Raw genomic sequence first — 17085 nt, forward strand, 5'->3', positions numbered from 1 at the left:
AATTTGAACACAGGGAGGTATAATTATGGCTACACCACATAATACAGCAAATCCAGGCGATATTGCGGAGACAATTCTGCTTCCGGGAGATCCGCTCCGGGCGAAGTTCATTGCAGAAACCTATCTGGAAGACTTGGTTCAGTTTAATTCAGTACGGAATATGTTTGGATATACCGGAACATATAAAGGAAAGCGCATTTCTGTTATGGGGACGGGCATGGGAATGCCTTCAATGGGAATATACAGTCATGAGTTGATCCACGTATATGGAGTGAAGAATCTGATTCGGATTGGTTCCTGTGGAGCAATACGGGGAGATATTCTGTTGGGAGATATTATTATGGCGCAGGCATCCTGCACAGACAGTAATTATGCACATCAGTATCAGCTGCCGGGCACATTCAGTGCGATCGCGGATTTCAGTCTTTTAAGTACAGCAAAAGAAGCTGCTGACCGATTGCATGCAGTCAGTCATGTGGGCAATGTATTGTCTTCAGATCTGTTTTATACAGAGACTCCGGAATGGAAACGTTGGGCAGAGCTTGGCGTGCTTGGCATAGAGATGGAGAGCTATGCATTATACTGTGAGGCAGCACGGGCTGGGGTGAAAGCACTGGGAATATTTACCGTATCGGATTCGATCGTAAATGGAGAATCGCTCAGCGCCGAAGAACGACAGAATGGATTCAGACAGATGATGGAGATTGCATTGGAGACAGCGGTATGTCAGTAAAACCTACGATATTGATTTATAATTTTACGGATAGAAAGAGAAAGAATAAGATCCAGGCATTTTGCGGAATGCATGGGATAAGAGTAAAGATGGTTGCTAAAGAAGACTACGGAAGAGCAATCCGTACTCTTTTTGAGGCATCGTTGGAAGTACCGGATGGCGATTGTAAACAGGAAGTTCTGGAAAGTTTTGACGATGAGATGCTGGTGATGTGCCAGCTTGGCAGGCAGATGGATCTGCTGCTTAATTATCTGCGCAAAGAAAGAGTGCATATACCGTTAAAAGCGGTGCTGACACCGGTGAATCAGGAATGGGATTCTGTAAGATTATATCATGAGATTAAAAGTGAACATGAGCAGATGACCGGACAGCCTCTTAAAAAATAGAGAGGATCAGTCCGGCTGCTACTGCAAAGAAGTAAAGGAGACCTACGATTTTAAGGTCTTCTTTACGATTTTTATCGACTTCGAACAGGACAACGAGTCCGACACCTGCATTGGTGCAGAGACCAGCAACGACAGAAGCAAAAGACAGTGTTCCACTAAGGTATAATTCTGTCAGTACTACGGATGCTGCACAGTTTGGAATAAATCCGATCAGTGCGGCCAGAAATGGCTGCAACAGGCTCCCGCTTAACAGAATGGTTGAAAGTGTATGCAGATCTGCATAAGCAATGATCAGATTCAATAAGCCTGAGAATACAAAAATGTATGCAAAAAGCTTCAGTGTATGCTTGAATGCCGGAAGTACAATGCCGTGATGTTCATGGCAGCCACAGTGGTCGCAGAGATCACCGAAGTGCTTTGGTGTGGAGATTCGCTTCGCCAGAAATAAATCTGTGATATAACCGGCAATTACAGCAATGAGCAGTTTAGCTGTCAACAGTGTCCAGATACTTTCTGCGCTTTCCGGGTGACCGAGCAGAAGCAGGATCGCTTCATCGGAAGTCGCCAGAAAGACAGCAAGCATCGTACCCAGGGATACGACACCGCTGGAATACAGATTCGCAGACATAACGGAGAATCCGCACTGTGGGATACAGCCAAGGATAGCACCGACTAACGGACCCGCTTTATTAATCTTTATCAGTGTCTGATTGATAAATGTTGTTGAGTAATGTTCCAGAGTCTCGATCAGCAGAAATGCCGCAAATAAAAAAGGCAGCATATGCAGGCTGTCTGATACGGTATCCTGGAGAACATCCAGAAATATATTCATAAGTAACCTTCTTTCTTATTATTAAACTGGTTTAGGAATATCTTTTTTATACTACCAAGTTTCAGAGGAAATGTCAAATGAATGATACGATTTCTCTATAATAGGAAAGAATACGGATGGCGGCTTTACTTTTTGTGATATTTGTGCTAAAACAAAGTTTAGGACTAAAAAAGGAGAGTGTATTAAGATGACAAAGATAGATATTATCAGCGGCTTTCTTGGAGCCGGCAAGACTACGTTGATTAAAAAGCTTTTGAAAGAAGCATTTCAGAACGAGCAGGTAGTACTGATCGAGAACGAATTCGGTGAGATCGGTATTGATGGAGGGTTTCTGAAGGAAGCCGGAGTAGAGATCCGAGAGATGAATTCCGGATGTATCTGCTGTTCATTGGTAGGTGATTTCGGTACTTCTTTAAAGGAAGTAATTGAGACATACCATCCGGATCGTATTCTGATCGAGCCATCCGGAGTTGGCAAGCTGTCTGATGTGATCAAAGCAGTAGAGAATGTAAAAGACAGTGTAGATATCGTATTGAACAGCTACACAACAGTTGTAGATGTGAATAAGTGCAAACTGTATCTGAAGAACTTCGGTGAGTTCTACAGCAATCAGGTAGAAACAGCAGGAGCTATTATCCTGAGCCGTACGGATGTGGCTAAGGAAGGCAAGGCTGAAGAGGCTGTTAAGATGCTTCGTGAGATGAATGCAAATGCGGCAATTATCACAACTCCGATCGAACAGTTGGATGGTGCTAAGATTCTGGAGACGATGGAACATGTGGATTCTCTGGAAAAGCAGATGTTAGAAGAGGAACTGCGCCATCAGCATGACCATGAGCATGAACATCATCACGAGCATGGCGAGGACTGCACCTGTGGCTGCCATGATCATGACCACGACGAGCACGAACACCATCATGACCATGAAGAACACGAACATCATCACGACCATGAGCACCACCATGATCACGATGAACACGAACATCATCACGACCATGAGCACCACCATGATCACGATGAACACGAACATCATCACGACCATGAGCACCACCATGATCACGATGAACACGAACATCATCACGACCATGAGCACCACCATGATCACGATGAACACGAACATCATCATGACCATGAGCACCACCATGAACATGATGAAAACTGTACCTGTGGCTGCCATGACCATGAACATGATCATCACCACCATGGACATCATCATGCAGACGATGTATTCTCAAGCTGGGGCAAAGAGACTGTGAAGAAATTCAATAAAGAAGAATTAAAAGTGAAACTTGCAGCACTGGATGCAGCCGATACTTATGGTGTAGTATTGAGAGCAAAAGGTATGGTTGCAGGTGATGACGGACAATGGATTTACTTTGACATGGTTCCGGGTGAGCAGGAAGTCAGAACAGGAGAGCCTGAATTCACAGGACGCATCTGTGTAATCGGTTCTGAACTGAAAGAGGACGCACTGGCAGAATTATTTGAGGTATAGGTGACTGATTATGCAGATGGTAGATGACGCAAGAGTAGTAGTTTATCTGATGACTGGATTTTTGGAGAGTGGTAAGACTTCTTTCCTGAAACAGACGATTGATAAACAGTATTTTAAAATAGACGGAACGACGGTTATTATTCTGTGTGAGGAAGGCGAAGAGGAATATGAAGAAGACCTTCTTGCACGTGCAAAAGCGAAGATTGTTACCGTAGAAGATCCGGAAGAACTGACAAAGGAATTTCTTCAGGAAGTAGAAGATAAGTACCATCCGGAGCGTGTGATCTTTGAATGCAATGGTATGTATCCGGTCAGCAAGATGGAGGCGCTGGATGTGCCGGATGGCTGGGGGCTGATCCAGGAGATCACAACCGTAGATGCAAGTACATTTGATGTGTATATTGCCAATATGAAGTCGCTTTTTGTAGAAATGGTGCGTAATGCAGATATGGTACTGTTTAACCGTTGTACGGAGGATATGCCGTTAGCCGGTTACCGCAGAAGTGTAAAAGTAGTGAATCAGGGAGCACAGATTATCTTTGAGGGTGCAGAAGGCGAGATTGAAGATATCTTCAGCGATCAGATGCCTTATGATCTGGATGCACCGGTTATTAAGATTGAGGATATGGATTACGGTATCTGGTATGTAGATATGATGGACAACCCGGAAAAGTATAAAGGCAAGGTTGTGGAGATTCAGGGAAGAGCAAGAAAGGCCAAAGGATTTCCGAAGGGTGAATTTGTACTTGGAAGAAGTGCTATGACCTGCTGCGCAGATGATATTACATTCCTTGGCTTTATCTGCAAGCATATGGCAATCGAAGATATGAAAGCCAATACCTGGGTAAGAGCCAGAGGTAAAGTAGGCTTTGAATTTAAGCGTGCTTACCGTGGCAGAGGACCGGTGATCACACTGGAATCCTTGGAACCGATTCAGGAGCCGGAAGACGAGCTGGTATATTTTAATTAACCGATATTGTTATCTGGCATAAGATGACAATGTAAGATGAGAATACAGGAGAGTATATGAATATATTTTTAGGTATTATGATACCGTTTGCCGGTACAGCACTGGGTGCTGCATGTGTGTTCTTATTAAAAAATGATATTCGGGCGGGAGTCCAGAAAGCACTTCTGGGTTTCGCGTCCGGCATTATGGTGGCCGCCTCTGTGTGGTCACTTTTAATTCCTGCTATGGAAATGTCTGAGCCCATGGGTAAGCTTCGCTTTATCCCGGCGGCACTCGGATTTATGGTTGGAATACTTACACTTCTGCTGATGGACAGTTATGTGCCACATCAGCACCTCGGACAGGAAGAAGCGGAAGGCGTAAAGAAGAACTGGAGCCGGAGCATGAAGATGGTCATGGCTGTGACAATCCATAATATCCCGGAAGGAATGGCTGTGGGAGTTGTATTTGCAGGAATCGCGGCTGAGCATACAGATATCACGCTGGCGGGAGCATTTGCATTGGCAGTCGGAATTGCGATCCAGAATTTTCCGGAGGGAGCCATCGTATCCATGCCGCTTCGAAGTGAAGAGAACATGAACAAAGGCAAAGCATTTCTGTACGGAGCGGGATCAGGGATCGTAGAACCGATTGCAGCTGGAATTACGATATTATTGAAAGATGTGTTGATACAGGTACTTCCCTATCTGCTTGCATTTGCAGCAGGTGCCATGATCTACGTAGTTGTGGAGGAACTGATACCGGAGACAAGCGAAGGAGAACACAGCAATATAGGAACGGTGGGATTTGCACTTGGCTTTGTGGTTATGATGGTACTTGACGTAGCGTTAGGATGATTGAACAATTCATTAAGGAAAGTTTCATACTTTCTTCATAGACATGAAAGAAAATTGGCGTATAATGGAAAAAGATGTTGAGAAATAACGTCGGATAAAGTACAGGAAGTGAAGATAGATAATTATGGCACATAAAGGTAAGAAACCAGTAAAAAGACGAACTGCGGAGGAGCAGCCGAGACGCAGAGAACGGATTACGCCGGAGAGGTATGATCCGGATTATCATGAAGGACTGACGACGAATCAGGTTATGGAGCATCGGCTGCAGGGGTGGCGGAATCTGTCTGTGGAGGCTCCGTCTAAGACGACCAAAGATATTGTCAGGGAGAATACATTTACTTACTTCAACCTGATCTTTTTCGTGCTGGCGGTGTTGCTGATCATTGTAGGATCATTTCGTAACCTGACATTTCTGCCGGTTATTATTGGTAATACGTTAATCGGTATTTATCAGGAGATTCGGGCGAAGAACATATTGGATAAGATGAGTATGTTGAATGCGCCTCATGCCAAGGTAGTGCGAGACGGTAAGGTGCAGCAGGTGGCTTCGGAGGATCTGGTGCTGGATGATATCGTGATTTTCAGTGCAGGCAATCAGATCTGTGCAGATGCAATCGTGTCTGCCGGAGAGGTGCAGGTGAATGAATCACTGCTGACCGGTGAATCAGATGAGATCACGAAGCGCAGAGGAGATCAGCTCATGTCTGGAAGCTTTGTAATATCCGGCAAGTGTCATGCCAGACTTGACAAGGTTGGAGAGGATTCCTATATTTCCAAGCTGACACTGGAAGCGAAGAAGATGGGCGAGGGCGAGCAGTCAGAGATGATCCGTGCACTGGATAAGCTGGTCAAATGGGTCGGTATTGCGATCATTCCGATTGGTATTATTCTGGTAGTGCAGAGCTTTTTCTTTAACCACGATCCGTTCCAGAGCAGTGTGACTTCGATGGTAGCGGCAGTGATCGGTATGATCCCGGAGGGACTGTATCTGCTGGCAACTGTTGCATTGGCGGTCAGTGCCATGCGTCTTGCCAAGCAGCAGGTACTGCTTCACGATATGAAGAGCATCGAAACACTTGCCAGAGTCAATGTGCTGTGTGTGGATAAGACGGGAACGATTACCGAGAACACCATGGCGGTCCATGAAGCAGTCGAGACGTTAGATTATTCCAGCGGGAAGGAAAAGGAGAAGTACCCACCTCTGGATCAGATGATTGGTGATTTTGCGGCAGCGATGACGGCTGATAATATCACTATGGAAGCGTTAAAAGCTTTCTTCACAGAGAATACAGGGAAGAAAGCAGTGAGCATGACTTCATTCTCTTCAGCGGTGAAGTATAGCAGTGTTACATTTGAGGATGGGGCCTATGTACTCGGTGCTCCGGAGATGGTGCTTCGGGATGACTACATTCTCTATGAAGCAGAGATAGAACAGTATGCGAAAAAAGGATATCGTGTGCTGGTATTTGGTAAATATGAAGGTGAGATTGACGGTAAGAAACTGACTGAAAAAGTAGTGCCGTTAGGATATGTCACGCTTGCCAATCCAATCCGTGACAAGGCAAAAGAGACGTTTGAATATTTTGCGGAGCAGGATGTGCAGATCAAGGTCATTTCCGGTGATAATCCGATGACCGTATCTGAGGTCGCAGCTCAGGCGGGGATTGCCGGAGCTGAGCACTATGTAGATGCGTCTACTCTGAAGACGGATGAACAGGTGGCAAGAGCTATGGAGAAATACACCGTATTCGGCCGTGTAACGCCGAATCAGAAGAGACAGTTTGTACATGCACTGCAGAAAGCAGGCAACACGGTTGCCATGACCGGTGATGGTGTCAATGACGTGCTTGCGCTAAAGGATGCGGATTGTAGTATCGCGATGGCATCCGGAAGCGAGGCAGCTACCCAGGCTGCGCAGGTAGTGCTGTTGGAGTCGGATTTCTCCTGTATGCCTTCCGTAGTATTAGAAGGACGACGTGTAGTTAATAATATCCAGCGGTCAGCGAGTTTGTTCCTGGTTAAGAATATATTCTCGTTACTGCTGTCAATCCTGTCTGCGGTATTTATGATCAGCTATCCACTGGAACCGTCGCAGGTATCTCTGATCAGCATGTTTACGATTGGTATTCCGGGATTCTTCCTGGCGTTGGAACCAAATAAGACTCGTATCAAGGGACATTTTATGACCAATGTCCTTCTGAAAGCACTTCCGGCGGGACTTACGGATGTGTTTGCAGTGGGAGCACTGGTTGTATGCGGACATGTATTCGGACTCCCGTCAGAGGATATCGCAACGGCAGCTACGATGCTTCTGGCGATTGTTGGATTCATGATCCTGTATAAGATCTGTCAGCCGATGAACAGTGTCCGCCTGGCGGTATTCATCGGATGTATTGTGGGGATGATTTTCTGTGGAGTATTCCTGAATCAGCTGTTTGCTATGAGTGGTATGTCCACAATTTGTATTTTGCTGTTTGTCATGTTCTCGTTTGCAGCAGAATCCTTCTTCCGTTACCTGGGTATTCTGGTAGAAGACGTAAGGCTTCTGGTTAAAAGGATACGCGGTGATATTTCCAAAGAGGAACTGATCCATAAGCTGGAAGGGGAGGAACTTGACAGATAAGACAGATTCTGTTATGTTAGGGAAGCTAAAACCTGTATGGATTTTTCTGGTGTAACCATTTTTCGCCATACGATCACTATGATAGTGGTTGTATGGCGTTTTTTGTATTGTGACGAGATATTAAAAGTTATGAGGGAGGATATGATGAACGATACTTTTATGGAATCATTCAGGGAATGCGCCCTGTAATCGGTTATAATTACGGAGCGGGCGAGAAAGAGCGTGTAAAGAAGATTTATCGATTGACACTCTATATGACAGGAAGTATTATGATTCTTGGTACGATACTCTGTCTGCTGGCATCTGGTCAGCTGATTGGATTCTTTACGACGAATAGCGAGACGATCACGGCATTGATTGCATGGAGAATTTACCACAAATCAGTGAAAATGAACGCAGATAAGCATTCCCCCGCTTCAAGGCGCGGAGTACTAAGCGGCGGGTGAGGGGGGATGCTTATGTCAGTGGGAGTTGAAAGCTCCCACTGACAGATCGCGAAGCGACTGCGTTCATGAGCAAGTAGCGAAGCGGATTGCGAATGTCCGCTTTACTTAGCTGAATACAGGGGGATGAGGCATGGCAGGAAAAGAGAATACTTTGCAGGAATTTGGAAAATACGTGTCACAGAGCGTGCTCAGTCAGCTTGGTGTATCCTGCTATATTCTGGCTGATACGTATTTTATATCGAAAGGTGTTGGGGCAGATGGCCTGACGGCGCTGAATCTGGCAATACCGGTATTCAGCGTGATGAACGGCTGTGGCTTTATGCTGGGTATCGGAAGCGGAACAAAATACGGCATTATGAAGGGCACGGGAAATGAAAAACGTGGCGATGTGCTGTTTACCAGCAGTTTGTGTGTGGTGACGGTGCTGGCTGTAATCTTTATGTTGATCGGTCTGCTGGCAGCAGATCCAATCACGGCGCTTGTGGGAGCCAATGCAGAAGTATATGATATGACAAGAACGTATCTGCAGGTGATTTTATTATTTTCTCCAATGTTTATGATTAACAATCTGCTTGGTGCTATGATCCGGAATGACGGCAACACGTCTCTGGCAATGACTGCGATGCTGAGTGGATGTCTGTTTAATATTGTATTTGACTATATCTTTGTATTCCCGATGGGACTGGGACTCTTCGGTGCAGTACTTGCAACGGCAGTTGCTCCGATCATCAGTATATTAATATTGTTGCAGCATTTTGTGAAAAAGAAGAATCAGTTCCGATTGATACGTGTCCGACCTGATGTGAGACTCGTGGCATCGGCAGCAGGGCTCGGTGTGCCATCCCTGGTAACAGAAGTGTCATCCGGACTGGTAATTGCAGTATTTAATCTGCTGATCCTTGGTCTGGCGGGAAATGTAGGCGTGGCGGCATATGGTGTGGTAGCTAATATATCCATTGTCGTAATTGCTATTTATAATGGTATTGCACAGGGTGTACAGCCGCTTTTGAGCCGTGAATACGGGCGCAGCCAGGAAAAGAATGTGCATAGATTCCTTGGTTGGGCAATGATGCTTACGGTTATACTTGCGATGGTGATCTACGTGGGGATTTACTGGAATGCAGATGTGATTGCAATGATTTTTAACAGCGGTCGGGATATGGATCTGCAGAGAATAGCAGTAGAAGGACTTAAGATTTATTTTACAGCCTGTCCATTCGTAGGAGCGAATATCCTGCTTGCGATATACTTCGCGGCAACAGATCAGGCGGCTCCGGCACAGATGATCTCATTGCTTCGCGGGCTGATCGTGATCGTACCGCTGGCATTTATCATGGCAAATGTGGCAGGGCTTACAGGTGTATGGATGACATTTCCGCTGACGGAGTTGGTGGTATGTGTTGTGGCTTGCGGATTATATAAGAAGATGAAAAGAACTTATTTAAAATGAATGAATAATAATTGATAAAATTATGTTAATGTGATATAATAGCTATGTTGTCGCACCCAATCTGGCAACAGAAAGGGGGTGCATTTGTGAATAGCATGGTATCCTTTTTGGTTTCCGTTGGGGCGGGTATAGTTAGCTACTATATTTGTAAATGGTTAGACGGAAATGACAGTGACAACTAGCCTAAAAAGAAAGCCTCAGAGGTGACGTCTCTGGGGCTTTCGCTTTGTGCACCTGTGGCACGATATCCTTTAGCTGACGCTAGTATAACATATGCGAAAGCTAAAATCAAGTATATACAGACATTGTGAAAATATTCATCGGCATATTTAAAAATCATCTCAATGCTTCTACAATCTCCGGGAATTCCATTCCGTGAGATGCCTTGATCAGCACATTATCTCCATCTTTCAGAATATCTTTTGTCTGTGCAAGGAAGTCTGCTTTTGTCTCGAACCAGAGTGCCTTTGTGCCATCTGAAGCAGCACCTTCGGCAATCTCCTTTGACATTGGACCGATGGCACATACCAAATCAATACCAATCTCTGCAGCATATTCACCGACAGAACGATGAAGTGCTGCATAATCCGGTCCCAGCTCACCCATATCGCCGAGTACAGCGACCTTACGTCCGATACCCATATTCAGTACATCCAGGGAGGCCTTCATGGATACAGGGTTGGCATTGTAGCAGTCATCCAGCAGGATCAGGCGATCAGTCTGGATGATATGGTTGCGTCCCGGAATGGATGGCAGAGATTCGATGCCGCGTTTAATCTCTTCGGTAGTAAGTCCGAGTTTGGAACCGACTGCGGATCCTGCCAGTGCGTTGGATACCATATGGATACCAGGAATTGGTACAACGCAGGAGAAGCTTCCTTCCGGCAGATGAATGGTGCAGGAAGTTCCTTTCAGTCCTAATGGTTCTATATCTGTAGCGTATACCGCGTTCTTATCCTGATCCAGTCCGTAGAAGATCGGATCAGAACCTTTTACAGGTCCGATAGTGGAAAGGAGCGGATCGTCTCCATTCAATACAACGGAACCACCCGGCTTCATATCCTGGAACATCTGTGTCTTTTCCTGCATGATGCCTTCGCGTGTCTTCAGGAATTCCAGATGTGCTACGCCGATATTAGTGATTACGCAGATATCAGGACTTGCAACGGTGGAAAGCTTGCGCATTTCTCCAAAGTGATTGATACCCATTTCCAGCACGGATACCTGATGTTCTTCGTTCATTTCGAAAATAGTCAGTGGAAGCCCACATTCATTATTGAAGTTTCCCTGTGTTTTGTGAACGTTGTATTTCTGAGCCAGTACGGATGCGATCATTTCCTTGGTACTGGTCTTGCCGACGCTTCCGGTAATACCTACGACCTTTACGTCGAAAGAGTCACGGTAGAGTTTGGCGATGTCAAGCAGAGCCTGTCCGGTAGCCTCTACCAGTATGTAAGGATAATCGGTATCACCCAGATCTTCGTGGGATACAACGCAGAGTGCGCCCTTCTCGATGGTATCCGGGATGAATTGGTGTGCATTAAAACGCTCTCCGTTGATCGCTACAAAGAGAAAGTCCTTTTCTACCTTGCGGCTGTCAATGGTAACGCCGGCAACTTCCCGGTCTAAGAGACTTTCGTCACCGTGATAGGTACCCTGGCAGGCGCGGGTGATGTTTCTTAAAGTAAGATTCTTCATGTGTTCGCTCCTAATTCTGGTATCTGGTTTCTAATGATTTGCGGATGATCAGTTCGCAGAATTCTCCGTATTCGTATCCGGCAGCTTTTGCAGCTTTCGGGAGAAGACTTGCGCCTGTCATACCAGGAAGAGAGTTGACTTCCAGACAGTAGAATTCTCCGGTGTGGTTATCTACGATAAAGTCTGCACGGGAATATACATCCAGACGCAGTGCCTCGAATGCTTTTTCGCCGGCAGCCTGAATCTGTGCAGTCTGCTCAGCATTCAGTGACTGTGCAGGACAGATCTCGCTTGCTCCTCCAATCTGATATTTATTTACGTAGTCAAATACGCCGTCCTTTGGAATGATCTCAACCAACGGAAGAGCTTTGCCGTCTACGATACCGCAGGCGTACTCACGTCCGTCGATAAATGGCTCGATGACTACTTCGTCTTCTTTTTTAAATGATGTTTCGATGGCATCACGATATTCCGCATCTGTATGTACGATGTGTACGCCGATGCTGGATCCGCCGGAACAAGGTTTTACAACTACCGGAAGATGGAATCCCAGTTCATCCAGCGTGCAGTCTTTGTCCTTGCGGAACAGATGTGTACCGGCTGGTGTTGGAACGCCCTGTGCCTGAAAGATTTCTTTGGTAACACCCTTATCCATAGACAGGGCACATCCAAGAGAATTCGGTCCGGTGTAACGGATGCCGAGGATATCAAAGGCAGCCTGCAGTTTGCCATTTTCTCCCAGACTTCCATGCAGAGCCATAAATGTAATATCTGCCATGGAGCAGAGCTCTAATACATTTGGTCCCAGATAACTTAAAGAATCACCCGGGCGGGATGCCCACAGAGCATCCAGATCCGGCTCTTTGATCTGGATATCGGCAGCGATGCCAAGACCGCCGTCTTCCTGGTTAAATACTTCTTCTAATTTGTCGGAATCCCAGTCAAGTCCCATGAATGCGTCCAGCAGATAAGCCTGGTGTCCACGTTCACGCAGTGCCTTGCAGACACTGGCACCGGAATTCAGGGAGACGTCGCGTTCGTTGCTGTAGCCTCCTGCTAATACAATAATCTTCATAATATTAATACTCCCTTATAATTATTCTCTTCCAAGCTGATTCAGCAGCTCTTTCTTTACTGCGTACAGCTTATCAGATAAGTCTACGTATACACGGTGTGGATAGAACAGACGCTTGGTCTCATCCCACAGAGTTGCTTTTTCCTGGGTACAGTATGCTGCGATCTCTTTTACAGATGGTGACTGGTAAATGCACTCGCCGTTGTGGAAGACTGGCACCATCAGTTCTCGCATGCTGTAAGAGCCGCCTTTGAGCTTGGTTTTTTTCCATGTCTCCAGTGGATCGAAGATCACAAGATCTTCATCCGGGTTAAATGCTTCGCCTACAAAGCAGATCAGATCAGCACGGATCTTACCGGTTGCCTTATCATAGATTCGGTAAATGGTCTTGTTACCAGGATTGGTAATCTTTTCTGTATTCTCAGACAGCTTAATCTTCGGTACGAATTCGCCATCCTCTGTCTTGATAGCAGCAAGTTTATATACGCCTCCGAATGAAGGACAATCCTTGGAGGTGATCAGGTTGGTACCTACACCCCAGGAAGTGATTGCTGCGCCCTGGATCTTCAGGTCATGAAGCAGATATTCATCCAGGTCATTGGATGCTGCAATCGTAGCATCTTCGAATCCGGCTTCATCCAGCATCTTACGTGCTTTTTTAGACAGGTAAGCCAAGTCACCGCTGTCCAGACGGATGCCGTAGCGGGTCAGCTTCACACCTGCGTCACGCATTTCCTGAAATACGCGGATTGCGTTCGGCACACCGGATTTCAGAGTGTCATATGTATCAACGAGCAGAGTGCAGTTATCCGGATAGAGATCAGCGTAAGCCTTAAATGCAGTGTATTCATCCGGGAAGCTCATGATCCAGCTGTGTGCGTGAGTTCCGAGTACCGGTACATCAAAAAGCTTACCTGCAAGTACATTGGAAGTACCTACACATCCGCCGATCACAGCTGCTCTTGCACCGTAAAGACCTGCATCCGGTCCCTGGGCACGGCGCAGCCCAAATTCCATAATTCCATCGCCGGCTGCTGCAAATACAACGCGGGAAGCCTTGGTGGCGATTAGAGACTGGTGATTGATAATATTCAGGATCGCAGTCTCTACAAGCTGAGCTTCCATGATCGGAGCGACAACTTTAAGTAGTGGTTCCTTTGGGAAAATGACGCTTCCTTCCGGGATCGCATAGATGTCACCACTGAAGTGGAATCCACTTAAGTAGTGCAGAAATTCCTCGTCAAAGATGCCGAGGCTTCTGAGATAGTCAACATCCTCATATGTGAAATTCAGTCCTTTTACGTATTCAATGACCTGTTCCAGTCCGGCGCAGATTGCGTAACCTCCATTGCAGGGATTCTGACGATAAAATACATCAAAAATAACGATCTCATTCTGGCCCTTTTCATAATAGCCCTGCATCATGGTTAATTCATAAAAATCAGTCAGCAAGGTTAAATCTCTTTGATTCATCTTGATTTAACTCCTTTATATATTTTTTGTTTCATTTAAATCTAAACAGATGCCGACGAATTGCTCCGTACTGTACATCTTAATACCTTATTATATCATCCTGAATCGCAAATTAAAAGATTGCTTTACACCAGAGCGGCATTTTTGCGAATTGTCTCCCGGATAATATCACTCACATAGGTATCCAGATGCTTGCGTGTCTCACGATCCAGATCTTTCGGATAGATTGGAGTGCCGTATTCAATGATTACGTGTGTCTTCTTGATCCGCGGGAGATGTGCTTCAAAGATTTCGATGGTATTATTCAGGGAAAGCGGAATAATGGCACAGCCGGATTTCTCGGCAATCTTCAGCGCACCGCCTTTGAATGGCAGCAGACTTAATTCTTCGCCTGTATTCCGGGTTCCCTCTGGGAAAATGCAGATGGATATGCCTTCTTTGACATAGTCGATAGCCTGCAGAATCGTCTTCAGCCCTTCACGTACATTGTCGCGATCCAGAAACAGGCAGTAGAGTGCCTTCATCCAGTCGCGGAGCAGAGGATACTTTAACATCTCTTTTTTTGCTACGTATCCGGTCAGATGTTTGCAGCGAGAATAGGTCAGCAGAATGTCAAAGTAGCTTCTGTGATTACCTACAAAGAGAACCGCTTCGTCAGGTACATTTTCCTCTCCGATCACAGTGATCTCGGTGCCGCTGATCTTCAGGATTACGCGGAATGCCCACTGCACCAATCGCAGGGAAGCATAGTCCCCGGCTTTTTTGTTGATCTTACATATGAGACGCAGGATCAGATAGACCGGGATGCCCAGGATCAGATATAAAAACAAAAATAATGCAACAAATATAAATCGAATCATAACTGCCCTCCTTAATATCTGCCGTAGAGCTGTGACATATCGCGCAGTTCTCTGGCCAGATCTTCGGTGAGGAGGCCGGAACGAAAACGCCAGCTCCAGTTACCGGCAGCACGGCCAGGCATGTTCATGCGTCCTTCTTTGCCGATGTCCAGTACATCCTGCAATGGAAAGATCGCATAGGCAGCTGTGCTTGACAGACACAGACGGATCAGCTGGAGGCTGATGGTATCGGTGTCGACTGCGTGCAGGTAACGGCGGAGCTTGTGCTTGCAGTCATCGCGGAGCGTCTCATACCATCCGCGTGTGGTGTCATTATCGTGAGTTCCGGTGTAGCAGACACAGTTCGGAGTCGTGAACTGATGTGGCAGGAAGCTGCTTTCTCCTGTGTCTTCAAAGGCAAACTGCAGCACTTTCATGCCCGGAAATGCGAAGCTGTCACGGAGTGCTTCTACTTCAGGTGTGATCACACCGAGATCCTCTGCGATGATCGGAAGATTCTCCCCCAGTGCATTCTGGATAGCTGAGAATAATTTTCCTTCCGGACCTTTCTGCCATTGACCGTTTACTGCAGTCGGCTCACCATATGGGACGGCCCAGTATGCTTCAAATCCCCGGAAATGATCGATCCGGAGAATGTCCAGGATCTGTAATTGATTCTTTACACGAGAGATCCACCACTGGTAGCCTTCGCAGTCATGAGCATCCCAGTCGTAAAGTGGATTGCCCCAGAGCTGGCCGGTAGCAGAGAAATAGTCCGGCGGTACTCCTGCAACTGCAGTTGGGAACCCCTTGGTGTCTAGCTGGAACAGATGCTGGTTGCCCCACACATCGGCACTGTCCATGGATACAAAGATCGGAATGTCTCCGATGATACGTACGCCCTTTTCATTAGCATAACGTTTCAGATCCATCCATTCACGAAAGAAGAGGAACTGAACGAATGCATAGAAACGTGATTCATTCGTAAGTTCTGCTCGGAGGGCTGCCTTTTTGTCTGGATCCGGTCTCCGGCAGTCCTCTGGCCAGTCCAGCCAGCAGCGTCCCTCGTGACAATCTTTCATGGCCATAAATAACGAATAATCTGAGAGCCATGCATCCTGCTCCCGGCAGAAATTCTCAAAATCCCAGTTCAGGTGAGAAACACGTCCCTCCTGAAAAGACTGAAAGGCCTTGCGGAGAAGACCATTTTTCCAAGGGATCACTGCACCGTAATCTACCTGTGTCGGATCGCCTTGTGGACAGGAATTCAGGTCATCCTGGCTGACCAGTTGAAGTTCCTGCAAATAAGCCGGACTGATCAACAGAGGCTGTCCTGCAAAAGCGGAGAAACTCTGATATGGGGAATCTCCGAATCCTGTGTGTGTCAGAGGAAGCACCTGCCAGAGATGCTGACCTGCCTGTGCCAGAAAATCTATGAATTCATAAGCACTGCGGCCCAGATCACCGATCCCATATGGGGAAGGAAGTGAAGTGGGATGTAATAGAATGCCGGATGTACGCGGCAAAGATGTTCCATTCATGTGTTACTTGTCTCCTTAGTTTGTTATAGAATGATAAAATTCTGATGATGCCTGCAGATTGTCCCAAGGTTTTTCATCCACTTATGAGCAAGCTCATGTGGATTTAGACTTTTGGACTCTGGTATCATATTATTTTATCATAAATTACGCATTTTTCCTAGTGATTCCGCGTAGATATGTATATCAGCTGGGAGGCATTCTTGAACAGTCGAGAGCAGGTCTGGGGGATTGTGTAATGAGGGAGGGAAAAGGACGAACATATAAAAATATAAGGAAAATATTCTTTGTGGGTGCAATCTGTGCAGCACTGTTGTGCGGATGCAGCGTAATACGTATAGATATCCGAAAAGTAAGAGATCTGCCATATACTGTTGTAGATGAATATGATGTGCCGAAAGAAATGCGGCAGGCGATTGCAGATCAGGAGCAGGAACCATTTCTATATACCTGGGCAAATGAAGGCAGGCTTTATATTGCACGGGGGTATGGGAAGCAGGATACGGCAGGTTATCAGATTCAGGTGGATGCATTTTACGAGAGCAGTAATGTACTGGTGTTTGCAACTACGCTTCTGGGGCCGGAACCAGATACCGATACAGAGCAAGGAACGACTTGCCCATATCTGGTGATTCAGACAGATTATAATCCCAAACATGTCATAACAAAGTAGAAATATCAGAAAAATATA

Annotated in this window: 14 protein-coding genes and 1 pseudogene; 9 read left to right on the forward strand and 6 right to left on the reverse strand. The window is 46.2% G+C overall.

All coding sequences use genetic code 11. The annotated features are described in order from the left end of the window. The first annotated feature begins 25 nt into the window (after nucleotides 1-25). Together deoD and DWZ93_RS06810 are read left to right on the forward strand one after the other, a co-directional pair. Nucleotides 26-733, forward strand: coding sequence for a purine-nucleoside phosphorylase (gene deoD, locus DWZ93_RS06805; RefSeq protein ID WP_118452393.1), 708 nt, complete (start codon nucleotides 26-28; stop codon nucleotides 731-733). Then, a complete protein-coding gene (locus DWZ93_RS06810; RefSeq protein ID WP_118452394.1) occupies nucleotides 724-1119 on the forward strand; it encodes a DUF3783 domain-containing protein in 396 nt (131 codons plus the stop codon). Before deoD ends, DWZ93_RS06810 begins: the two co-directional genes overlap by 10 nt. Here DWZ93_RS06810 and DWZ93_RS06815 read toward each other — a convergent pair. Beyond that, nucleotides 1109-1951, reverse strand: coding sequence for a putative manganese transporter (locus DWZ93_RS06815; RefSeq protein WP_118452395.1), 843 nt, complete (start codon nucleotides 1949-1951; stop codon nucleotides 1109-1111). The genes DWZ93_RS06810 and DWZ93_RS06815 overlap by 11 nt on opposite strands. 187 nt (nucleotides 1952-2138) lie before the next feature. Between DWZ93_RS06815 and DWZ93_RS06820 the strand changes: the two genes are divergently transcribed. The 6 genes and pseudogenes from DWZ93_RS06820 to DWZ93_RS06845 all read left to right on the forward strand — a co-directional run bounded on the left by DWZ93_RS06820 (nucleotide 2139) and on the right by DWZ93_RS06845 (nucleotide 9771). After that, nucleotides 2139-3446 carry a CobW family GTP-binding protein gene (locus tag DWZ93_RS06820; protein ID WP_118452396.1) on the forward strand — a complete coding sequence of 436 codons (1308 nt, stop codon included), beginning with the start codon at nucleotides 2139-2141 and terminating at the stop codon, nucleotides 3444-3446. Nucleotides 3447-3456: 10 nt separating this feature from the next. Next, nucleotides 3457-4416 carry a TIGR03943 family putative permease subunit gene (locus DWZ93_RS06825; RefSeq protein WP_243061170.1) on the forward strand — a complete coding sequence of 320 codons (960 nt, stop codon included), beginning with the start codon at nucleotides 3457-3459 and terminating at the stop codon, nucleotides 4414-4416. Between the two features lie 56 nt (nucleotides 4417-4472). Further along, a complete protein-coding gene (locus tag DWZ93_RS06830; RefSeq protein WP_118452397.1) occupies nucleotides 4473-5252 on the forward strand; it encodes a ZIP family metal transporter in 780 nt (259 codons plus the stop codon). 124 nt (nucleotides 5253-5376) lie between these two features. Beyond that, nucleotides 5377-7875 carry a cation-translocating P-type ATPase gene (locus DWZ93_RS06835; RefSeq protein ID WP_118452398.1) on the forward strand — a complete coding sequence of 833 codons (2499 nt, stop codon included), beginning with the start codon at nucleotides 5377-5379 and terminating at the stop codon, nucleotides 7873-7875. A gap of 161 nt (nucleotides 7876-8036) precedes the next feature. Beyond that, nucleotides 8037-8228 (forward strand): annotated as a pseudogene (locus tag DWZ93_RS06840) (MATE family efflux transporter); the annotation flags it as partial. A 223-nt stretch (nucleotides 8229-8451) separates the two neighbouring features. Next, on the forward strand, nucleotides 8452-9771 hold the full coding sequence (locus DWZ93_RS06845; RefSeq protein ID WP_118452400.1) for an MATE family efflux transporter: 1320 nt from the start codon (nucleotides 8452-8454) through the stop codon (nucleotides 9769-9771). A gap of 336 nt (nucleotides 9772-10107) precedes the next feature. Here the strand turns inward: DWZ93_RS06845 and DWZ93_RS06850 are convergent, their stop codons facing one another. The 5 genes from DWZ93_RS06850 to malQ all read right to left on the reverse strand — a co-directional run bounded on the left by DWZ93_RS06850 (nucleotide 10108) and on the right by malQ (nucleotide 16397). Next, on the reverse strand, nucleotides 10108-11469 hold the full coding sequence (locus tag DWZ93_RS06850) for a UDP-N-acetylmuramoyl-tripeptide--D-alanyl-D-alanine ligase (protein ID WP_118452401.1): 1362 nt from the start codon (nucleotides 11467-11469) through the stop codon (nucleotides 10108-10110). Nucleotides 11470-11479: 10 nt separating this feature from the next. Then, the gene (locus DWZ93_RS06855; RefSeq protein WP_118382965.1) at nucleotides 11480-12544 is read right to left on the reverse strand and encodes a D-alanine--D-alanine ligase family protein; all 1065 of its coding nucleotides are present in this window, start codon (nucleotides 12542-12544) and stop codon (nucleotides 11480-11482) included. Between the two features lie 21 nt (nucleotides 12545-12565). Further along, nucleotides 12566-14017 carry a nicotinate phosphoribosyltransferase gene (locus DWZ93_RS06860; protein WP_118452402.1) on the reverse strand — a complete coding sequence of 484 codons (1452 nt, stop codon included), beginning with the start codon at nucleotides 14015-14017 and terminating at the stop codon, nucleotides 12566-12568. Nucleotides 14018-14142: 125 nt separating this feature from the next. Then, entirely contained in the window at nucleotides 14143-14877 is a 735-nt protein-coding gene (locus tag DWZ93_RS06865) for a lysophospholipid acyltransferase family protein (protein ID WP_118452403.1), read from the reverse strand. Nucleotides 14878-14888: 11 nt separating this feature from the next. Continuing rightward, entirely contained in the window at nucleotides 14889-16397 is a 1509-nt protein-coding gene (gene malQ / locus DWZ93_RS06870; protein ID WP_118452404.1) for a 4-alpha-glucanotransferase, read from the reverse strand. Nucleotides 16398-16632: 235 nt separating this feature from the next. On the opposite strand from malQ, the gene DWZ93_RS06875 reads away from it, so the two are divergent. Then, complete coding sequence (locus DWZ93_RS06875; RefSeq protein WP_147364661.1) at nucleotides 16633-17067, forward strand: protease complex subunit PrcB family protein; 435 nt, start codon at nucleotides 16633-16635, stop codon at nucleotides 17065-17067. The last annotated feature ends 18 nt before the right edge of the window (nucleotides 17068-17085 follow it).

Source organism: Dorea sp. AF36-15AT (assembly GCF_003477705.1).
GTDB classification, from domain to species: domain Bacteria; phylum Bacillota; class Clostridia; order Lachnospirales; family Lachnospiraceae; genus Claveliimonas; species Claveliimonas ammoniilytica.

Coding starts and splice junctions, on each gene's coding strand:
- deoD (WP_118452393.1), top strand. CDS start 26: ATGGCTACACCACATAATACAGCAAATCCAGGCGATATTGCGGAGACA.
- DWZ93_RS06810 (WP_118452394.1), top strand. CDS start 724: ATGTCAGTAAAACCTACGATATTGATTTATAATTTTACGGATAGAAAG.
- DWZ93_RS06815 (WP_118452395.1), bottom strand. CDS start 1,951: ATGAATATATTTCTGGATGTTCTCCAGGATACCGTATCAGACAGCCTG.
- DWZ93_RS06820 (WP_118452396.1), top strand. CDS start 2,139: ATGACAAAGATAGATATTATCAGCGGCTTTCTTGGAGCCGGCAAGACT.
- DWZ93_RS06825 (WP_243061170.1), top strand. CDS start 3,457: ATGCAGATGGTAGATGACGCAAGAGTAGTAGTTTATCTGATGACTGGA.
- DWZ93_RS06830 (WP_118452397.1), top strand. CDS start 4,473: ATGAATATATTTTTAGGTATTATGATACCGTTTGCCGGTACAGCACTG.
- DWZ93_RS06835 (WP_118452398.1), top strand. CDS start 5,377: ATGGCACATAAAGGTAAGAAACCAGTAAAAAGACGAACTGCGGAGGAG.
- DWZ93_RS06845 (WP_118452400.1), top strand. CDS start 8,452: ATGGCAGGAAAAGAGAATACTTTGCAGGAATTTGGAAAATACGTGTCA.
- DWZ93_RS06850 (WP_118452401.1), bottom strand. CDS start 11,469: ATGAAGAATCTTACTTTAAGAAACATCACCCGCGCCTGCCAGGGTACC.
- DWZ93_RS06855 (WP_118382965.1), bottom strand. CDS start 12,544: ATGAAGATTATTGTATTAGCAGGAGGCTACAGCAACGAACGCGACGTC.
- DWZ93_RS06860 (WP_118452402.1), bottom strand. CDS start 14,017: ATGAATCAAAGAGATTTAACCTTGCTGACTGATTTTTATGAATTAACC.
- DWZ93_RS06865 (WP_118452403.1), bottom strand. CDS start 14,877: ATGATTCGATTTATATTTGTTGCATTATTTTTGTTTTTATATCTGATC.
- malQ (WP_118452404.1), bottom strand. CDS start 16,397: ATGAATGGAACATCTTTGCCGCGTACATCCGGCATTCTATTACATCCC.
- DWZ93_RS06875 (WP_147364661.1), top strand. CDS start 16,633: ATGAGGGAGGGAAAAGGACGAACATATAAAAATATAAGGAAAATATTC.